This window comes from Lewinella sp. (genome assembly GCF_050633125.1).
Classification (GTDB): Bacteria; Bacteroidota; Bacteroidia; order Chitinophagales; family Saprospiraceae; genus Lewinella.
Genome location: NZ_JBOEFX010000179.1, coordinates 1 through 6,748 on the forward strand (window position 1 = coordinate 1; position 6,748 = coordinate 6,748).

Here is a 6,748-nt window from a genome sequence, read left to right on the forward strand (position 1 = left end):
ACGATTCTGATGGCGACGGTGTATACTCCATCAACCTCACTATCCCAGAAGGATTCAGTAGCTTCTATAGTTTCAGTAATGGATTGTGCCCAGACCTAAGCTGTAAAGAAGACCTTACAGGACAAGATTGTGGCCCACCAAACGCCAACAACAACCGTTGGCTATCGCCCGTAACGCAGGACACCATCATCAATACCTGTTTTGCAGAGTGTATTCCTGATTTGGACTGTACCCTGCCGCCCCAAACAACTCCCGTTACTTTTGGTTTCCACGACCCTCTTAATGAAGAAGTCGCAATATTTTTGACGGGTGAATTTGGTTTGCCAGATATTGATTTTGAGTTGACAGAATCTTCCGCTGGTAGCGGAGAATGGTTTGTTACCTTAGATCTTTTGCCTGGCACCTATTATTACCGCTTTGGAGTTGGCACTCCCATGAACGGTACCCTAGAAGCTTTTCCTATCGGGCAAGCCGATACGTGCACAGTTGATTTATCAGGTGAGCGCTTCCGAGCAATTACGGTGGAAGATATCGCTTTGGAGCTGGAGCCCGTCTGCTTTGAATTATGCTACTCCTGCGAAATCATTGATAATGTCACCACTCCTATGTCTGAGGTTTGGAAGTTTCAAATCCAACCGAATCCAACAAGTGGACAAACAATGCTCAGCTGGGAAGCTAATGGTGGTGATCATATTCGAATTCGACTAATGAACACCATTGGGCAGGTTAGTAAACAATTTGAATTACCAGCCGAATAAGATAAGTTATTAATTTCTACAAATCAGTTACCCGCTGGTATTTACTGGGTAACCCTTGAAACCGAAGGGGTATACCTTACTCAAAAACTAATTGTTCAGTAAATTAAAAAGGATGTGAACTGTTCAAAAAACAGTTCACATCCTGACATAAAAAAAGCTCCTCCCTTAAGGGGAAGAGCCATCCCAAAAACCGATTTAAGAATACACTTGAAAACGGTTCTTGTGAATCACATACAATCCAATCGCCTTATCATTGGTCTTTTACGGAAGCCTTACATGAAGGTTACGTATATATAAGATTTTTTATAATTATTTTTTCTCAAAAAGCTTCGGCTAACTACTTCCATCTTTTTCAAACTTAATTTAGCTAACCGAAGCTTAGATTTCTGCTCATCAGAAACCCTCATTGAACACTATATAACCATTGTCTTACCTGAGTGGAAAAATATTCCTACCGAGGCTCTTCCGCCAGAAAGATGCCCTTATTTGGGCGGCTTTGGCCAATAGTGCTAATGCTATTAACTGTAATTCAATTACCATGCCAAAGTTGGTAAAGAAAAACCCGTTGTCGCCAATGAAGGTAACAACGGGTTACAAATTGTTTTTCTCTTTATAGAGAATTCGTGGAATTAGTAATAGGGGTCGGTGGTTATTACTGGTTCTTTTTCTTGTCACGCTTTTTAAACGTCAGGGCTACCGTGATTTCATGCGAACCCGTATTGTACTTCTGGAATCGCTGGAAAGAAACATCGTAAGAATAATAGAGATTGAAGTTTGTCAATCTTGTTCCTAGCAAAATTCCCATAGCACCAAGACCGGCGCGATAAGATAGACCGGCTATCAATTGCTCATCCAGGAATCCTGCTTTCAGGTTCAAATCCATCTGAAAAGGTGCATTTCTGATCTGGCGCAAAAGAATCGAAGGCTCTAAGCTCACTTTCTGCTGTGTAAGCTCAAAGCGGTGGCCTACATTGAAAGTGTAATAGCTAAAAAAGGATTCTGAAGCCCCTACCCCGGCAATTTCCGACAACCGGCTACTCACCAAGTTATTGAAAGTAATTCCGCCATAGGTATTATCACGGAAAGTACCGTAAATACCAAGTGCAGCATCAAACTGTCCTTTTCCGTTCAATAAATCCTCTAACAAGGCATCAGCTGGATCATAAAAAGGACTTGCCGTAATATCGCCGTCAATCCTCATTTGTTGGAATTCTGTAAAGAAACCAAACGCCAGTTTCCAGTCCTCGTTTACCGGATACCGGAAGGCGTAATCCAACTGTAATTTGCTGCGGCTCATTTGCGCAGCTGTCTCCGAGAAGATGCCGATACCTAAACCGAAGGTACGCCCCAATGGGCCATTGTACCGGGCTGCAAAGGTTTTAGGAGCATCCTCAAACCCTGTCCACTGCATTCTAGCATTGAACTGTAGATTATACGTTTCATCAAAACCCGCTGCTGCCGGGTTAATTAATATTGGGCTGATGTTGTAATGCATGAAAAGTGCTTCGTCCTGTGCATGGACTAAAGTCTGTAACACGCTAACCAAACCCAGAAGGAGTATTAGTTTTTTCATGGTGGGAAGCTTAATCAGTTTTGGGAATTATAAGTATAGGGATACTGTTATTGCGCGGAAAATAAAACGCGATTTTTCTGAAGTTTCCAAATAGTTAAAACACTTGAAATGAACCGTTTATTTAACTATTATGAAAAACAAAATTGCTTTTTATTTTCATGCTGTTCTTCGGATGACTGAAAGCAGACCCTAGGTCTGCTTTCAGCCACCTTAATTTATTAGTCACGTACGATGGTCAATGAACCACGTTTCTGTAAAGGTTCTCCACTTCCGGGGCTGCTGTAATCAAGCACCCAGTAGTAAGGACCGGCAGGTAATTCATCACCATTCTGGGAAGTACCTTCCCAATCGTTGATGTAGTTGTTTGTTTCAAAGACCAATTGTCCCCAGCGGTTATAAATCTCCAGATGGTTATCCGTCAGCGCATCAGCACAGAAGATGATAAACTCATCATTAGAGCCATTACCATCAGGTGTAATAACAACCCGATCTTCAAAACACTCAAATCTTTCGTCAGCTACTTTGCCCTCTACTACTTCAGAGCTACAACCACTCGCATCAGTCACTTGTAGCATGTAGGTACCGGCACATAAGTTCTCGACCGATCCTGTATTAGGATTACCTGGAATATTTAGCCAATTGTAAGTATAAGGAGGGTTTCCACCCAAAACAATAGCCATCACTGAACCATTACAGTTCTCTGCATCGGTATGGGGTTCTGTTTCAATGGTAACAATGATCGGAGATGTCTCATCAATCGTGTAATTATCAATAACCTGACAATCATTCGCATCAGTAACCGTCAACGTGTAAGTACCAGGAGCTAGGCTTGTCAATTGTTGACCAGACTGTCCGGTTGACCATGCGTAGCTATATGGAGCTGTTCCTCCAACAGCATCAACAAAAATCTCACCATCTTCCCGGCCATCACAGCTGGTTGACTTAACAGAGGCATTTACACTGATTGGCTGAGGAGCGGTCAACTCTATGGTTGTATCTTGCTCACACATGAAGTTATCGATTACCAGAATCGTATATGTACCAGGGGCTGCATTTGTAAGGAGACCTGTATTATTCGTTCCTACCATAGCACCTCCCAACTCAAACTCATAGGTAAAGCTGGTTGAAGTACCATTATTGGTCACAGAAGCCTGTATCTCACCATCTACAGAATCTGAACAATCCAGCATTCCTGAAACCACAGCTGAAGCAGTAAAATCTGACTGCGTTTCAATTTCATAGTTACGAATAAGCGTCGCACCAGTACCATCGGTAATAACGACCGTATAAGTATTTGGCGAAAGCCCCGTAACTGTAGGGTCCATTGAGATGGTATCATTACTTCCTTCTGCTGTCCAGATGAAGGTATAAGGCTCTGTACCTCCCGCTGCTGTAACAGTAATAGCACCATCTGTACTATCCATACAACCCGCATCGGTAATGACTACCTCTTCTGTCATTTGCAGTACCTGGTAGCTGATCGGTAAAGAACAATTGTTTTCATCTCGGATGATACCGGTCAACGTAGTGGGGCCCGTAATTCCAATTACTGCGGGGCCGTTAGGGTGACCATCCCAGCTAATAGTTGGTGTTCCTGTTCCACCACTCACCAAAACAGTAACGCTACCAGAGCCACCAAGATCTTCTGTATCATTAACTACTGTCGCCAAATCCACTGTTAGAGGTGGTGGTGATCCAATAGTAAAGGTGCCCATAAGATTATTACCTCCAGCATCGATGATCGTAAAATCATAGTTCCCAGCAGCAAGGTTATTGATCGTACGATCTCCTGTAGCATCCACGCCGAATGGGCCAATGTCCATCGCCCCGTCATTCAGTGTGATGTTTATTGATGGTTGGCCTCCTGCAATAGAGAAGAAAACAGAACCATCTGTATCACCAGGACAAGAAACAGGGCTTGGCACCAACTGAACTATTGAAAGTGGCGCAGAATCAACATCAAAACATGCTGACTGCGTACAACCCGCGCCATCCGTCACCGTCACACAATAAGTACCAAAGGCTAAATTGGTAATATTTTGCATACTTGACATATACGAATCAGGGCCAGTCCACGCGAAAGTATAACCGCTACCACTACCACCACTTACCGTGGTGAGTGTAATTGTGCCATCGTTGATCCCTGTTACATCTGTTACCGTTCCTTCTATCAAGATCGGATCACTCTCTTCAACCGTAAAGTCCGCAGAGATACTGGTACCGTCACAGTCGGTAATCATCACCCGGTAGGTGCCCGCACAAACGTTCATCAAATCTTGGGTAAATGCTACATCAGAATTATCCGCCAGGTTGATCCAACGGTAAGTTTCCATTCCGGGGCAGCTTCCTCCAGCGATTGTGATATCGATCTCGCCATTGCAAACTCCAGGGCAAGCGTCTGTGAAGTTAAAGAAGGTCAATCGTAGTACTTCATTAATATCAAAACAAGTTGAGGCCGTACACCCGAAGGCATCTGTTACTGTTACACAGTATTCGCCTACAACCGTAATATTATTAGGATCTTCTCCAGAGAAGGTATAACCACCGGGCCCCGTCCAGCTATACATAAAGCCAGGACTTCCACCTGTTACGGTTAGGTCAATCCCACCTGGAGATCCACCGCCTGGAATTAAGGTCACAGCGCCTGTCAAAACGATAGGCTGAGCCAATTCATTGACCTGCATATTACCCAATACCTGATCACAACCATTCTGGTCAATAACCGTCACACTGTAAGAACCAGCCGGTAGGTTATTTTGGGTTGTATCATTATCCATCAAACTACCACTCCAATCATAAGTCAATGGGCCAACGCCACCGCTCGCACTAATCGTAATGGAGCCTGAACTATCTCCAGCACAAAGAATATTGGTAATATCGACCACCGAAGTAGTAATCGCAGGTGGAGAGGTAATTTCATAAGTGCCACTCACCATCATATCTGTAGAGGTATCAGTGACTGTAACCATAACAACCTGCGCTCCTTGGCCCGTTACACTTGAACCTGACTGGCCAGCGATTGACCATTGATAGGTATAATTCCCTGAGCCATTCACCATACTTACGATGCTAACAGAACCGATTGGGTCATCAGCACAAGTAAGGTGTACAACATCAACTTGCCCGAATTCCAATGGCAATACCGGATCACAAGTAACTTGTCCGGTTGCGCCACTGAAAGCTACAACATCTTCGTTGCTGTCTGTAATTTCAATCGGAGTAGGACTTCCTCCAATTGTTACGGTGGTATTATTATCGCTTAGCTTGTTGAAACAAATCGAGAATAGAACAGCGTCGGGGGCAAGGCTCACACCACTCCCTGTACTGCTTTCCCATTGGAAATTGATCAATCCTGTAGAGGCATTAAACGATGCTGTCGTTAGACCCGGTAAACCACCATTGATATTATTTATCTGACTAAAGCTCAGATCAGTACTGTTATACGTAATACTGAACTGCATTCCCTGAATGTTGGTGAACATAGAGGCTGTAAAGTCCATACAGAAGTTTTCACCAACACAGGCTTCTTCTGTAGAAAGGCTGGCAGCAAATGTCCCTGGCTCATCTTGGCCTATGGTAATTGTTCCCTTAATACCCGTAAAGGGAACTTCCATCTCGTCGCCATCGATAATTTCAATTGGCGTTGGCATACCAGAGAAGGTTACCATCGTCGTAGCCGTTCCAATAACATCAAAACACACTTCAAAAATCACCGCACCATCTGGTAAGGTTACGCCTGCCGCGAATGGGTCATTCCATGTAAACGTCAAATCACCTGGCGTTGGATTTCCTCCTGAAGCAGAAGTAAAGCCTACTAATGCTGGATTGAAGTTCTGTGTTCCTGTGAATACTAAGGCAGCAGGATCGTAGTTTATACTAAACTGCATACCTAGGATATTGTCAAAATCATTCACCGTTACCGGTAAACATACATTATCACCAGTATTGGCTGTAGCATCTGCCAGGATTAAGGCAAAGCCAGATACTGGAGGGTTTATCGTAACTGTTCCGCTATTCACAGTCGACGTAACCGCATCGCCATCACCATTCTGGATGGTACGGGGGGCAGGAATCGTTACATCTGACGTCGTATTTCCTACTACATCAAAACAGATTCTTCCTAGTGAACTATTGTCAGCGAGCGTTATACCCGTGGCGTTGCTCCAGTTTACCGTCAATACACCCGCTGAAGGGTTCGTGATCGATGCCGCTCCCCAACCGGGTAGCATAATATTGAAGTTTTCTGCGCCTGTGTAACTTAAAATGGAAGCATTGTAGTTAATATTAAACTGCATGCTCGTTATATCGGTGAAGTTCGTTACCCTTAAAGGCAGACAAACATTATCGCCTTGATCAGCCGTTACATCCATCAACGTAAGTGTAATCGGAAGCGGGCCACTCGTCGGAGGGCTGATTG

General features: G+C 44.0%; 4 protein-coding genes. 2 read left to right on the forward strand and 2 right to left on the reverse strand.

The features are described 5' to 3' along the window. Together ACRBG0_RS27260 and ACRBG0_RS27265 are read left to right on the forward strand one after the other, a co-directional pair. Window positions 1-758, forward strand: a 758-nt coding sequence (locus tag ACRBG0_RS27260; protein ID WP_431489991.1) for a hypothetical protein, incomplete at its 5' end; no start/stop codon positions are given. 12 nt (window positions 759-770) lie between these two features. Then, entirely contained in the window at window positions 771-860 is a 90-nt protein-coding gene (locus tag ACRBG0_RS27265; protein ID WP_431489994.1) for a T9SS type A sorting domain-containing protein, read from the forward strand. Between the two features lie 550 nt (window positions 861-1,410). Here the strand turns inward: ACRBG0_RS27265 and ACRBG0_RS27270 are convergent. Both ACRBG0_RS27270 and ACRBG0_RS27275 read right to left on the reverse strand, forming a co-directional pair. Beyond that, window positions 1,411-2,331 (reverse strand): PorP/SprF family type IX secretion system membrane protein, encoded by a 921-nt coding sequence (locus tag ACRBG0_RS27270; protein ID WP_431489992.1) that lies wholly within the window; start codon window positions 2,329-2,331, stop codon window positions 1,411-1,413. A gap of 218 nt (window positions 2,332-2,549) precedes the next feature. Then, window positions 2,550-6,748 (reverse strand): cohesin domain-containing protein (locus ACRBG0_RS27275; protein WP_431489993.1); only part of this gene is annotated, 4,199 nt, incomplete at its 5' end.

What these genes read in the sequence shown, in the direction of transcription:
- ACRBG0_RS27270 (WP_431489992.1), bottom strand. Translation starts at nt 2,331, where the DNA reads ATGAAAAAACTAATACTCCTTCTGGGTTTGGTTAGCGTGTTACAGACT.